The organism is Streptomyces sp. NPDC104313, from assembly GCF_055583985.1.
Genome location: NZ_JBVJMW010000040.1, coordinates 1 through 1,881 on the forward strand (window position 1 = coordinate 1; position 1,881 = coordinate 1,881).

Annotated in this window: 2 protein-coding genes; both read left to right on the forward strand. The window is 68.0% G+C overall.

The genetic code is table 11. The annotated features are described in order from the left end of the window. On the forward strand, window positions 1-623 hold a 623-nt coding region (locus ACZ60Q_RS35970; protein ID WP_469641827.1), incomplete at its 5' end, for an acyl carrier protein. A 5-nt stretch (window positions 624-628) separates the two neighbouring features. Next, window positions 629-1,881 (forward strand): type I polyketide synthase (locus ACZ60Q_RS35975; protein ID WP_469641829.1); only part of this gene is annotated, 1,253 nt, incomplete at its 3' end.

Genomic DNA, 1,881 nt, shown 5'->3' on the forward strand with positions numbered 1-1,881 from the left:
TCGCCACCCCCCTCAACCTCACCACCATCAGCAAAAACCCCACCATCCCCCCACTCCTCCGCAACCTCATCCCCCGCCACACCCCAACCACCACCGTGAAACAGGAGGACGGCAGGGCGTTCGGCGCATCGCTCGTCGGTCTCGACGAGGCGGAGCAGCAGGCACGGGTGCTGGATCTGGTGCGGTCGCAGATCGCGTTGGTACTGGGCCACAACGACGCCGGAGCGATACCTCCGGACATCGCGTTCGAGCAGCTCGGCTTCGACTCGCTCACCGCGGTGGAGCTGCGCAACCAGCTCACCAGGGCGACCGGCGTACAGCTGTCGGCGACGTTGGTGTTCGACCACCCGACGGCGACGGCGCTGGCAGAGCACCTGCGCGACACGCTCGCACCCAGTGGCCGCAAGGCCGCACGGGCCAAGCTCGACGAGGTCGCGGCGTTGCTGTCGACGCTCGTCGTGGATCTCGACGATCACTCGCTCATCACCGAGCACATCGAAGAGCTCCTCACCCAGTGGCGCCGCACGGGGGATGAGCCCGGCTCCCCCACCGACGACTCCGACCTCAACGCAGCGAGTGACGAAGAGCTGTTCAGCCTCGTCGAAACGAACAGGAAGGCCTGACGGTAATGGCGAACGAAGCGAAGCTCCGCGAGTACCTGAAGAAGGCGATCGCCGACACCCGCCAGGCCCAGCACGAGTTGCAGGAGGTCCGGGGCGCGGCGAGCGAGCCGATCGCGGTCATCGGCATGGCGTGCAGGTTCCCCGGGGGCGTGACGGACCCGGAGAGTCTCTGGCAGCTCGTGGCCGATGGCCGGGACGGTATGACGGACTTCCCGGTCAACCGTGGCTGGGACAACGAGGGCATCTACGATCCTGACCCGGAGGCGTTCGGCACGACCTACGTGCGTACGGGTGGATTCCTGCACGACGCCGACGCGTTCGATCCCGAGTTCTTCGGTATCTCGCCCCGCGAGGCGACGGCGATGGATCCGCAGCACCGTCTGCTGCTGGAGACGGCGTGGGAGACGCTGGAGGACGCGGGCATCGCCCCGCAGTCGTTGCACGGCAGCAAGACCGGCGTCTACACGGGGGTGATGTACCACGACTACTCCTCTCGGGTCAGCGAGGTGCCGGCGGCGCTGGAGGGCCTGATCGGCCCGGGCAACGCGGGATCGATCGCGTCCGGTCGCATCTCGTACACGCTGGGCCTGGAGGGTCCGGCCGTCACGATCGACACGGCGTGCTCGTCCTCGCTGGTGGCGACACACCTGGCGGTACAGGCTCTGCGTACGGGCGAGGTGTCCTACGCGCTGAGCGGCGGCATCGCGGTCATGGCGACGCCGGAGACGTTCGTGGAGTTCAGCCGCCAACGGGGACTCGCAGCCGACGGCCGCTGCAAGGCGTTCTCCAGCGACGCGGACGGCACCATATGGGGCGAGGGCGTCGGGCTGCTGATGCTGGAGCGGCTGTCGGACGCGGTGCGCAACGGGCACACCGTCCATGCCGTCATCCGCGGCTCCGCGGTCAATCAGGACGGCGCGTCCAACGGCCTGACCGCACCCAACGGCCCGTCACAGGAACGGGTCATCCACGCGGCCCTGAAGAACGCGCGCCTGTCGGTGTCGGATGTGGACATCGTGGAGGCGCACGGCACCGGCACCACACTGGGCGACCCCATCGAGGCACAAGCCCTCCTCGCCACCTACGGCCAGGGCCGCCCCGCACACCGCCCCCTGCACCTCGGCTCCCTCAAATCCAACATCGGCCACACCCAAGCAGCAGCAGGCGTCGGCGGCATCATCAAAATGATCATGGCCATGCGCCACGAAACCATGCCCCAAACCCTCCACATCAACCAACCCACCCCCCACGTCGACTG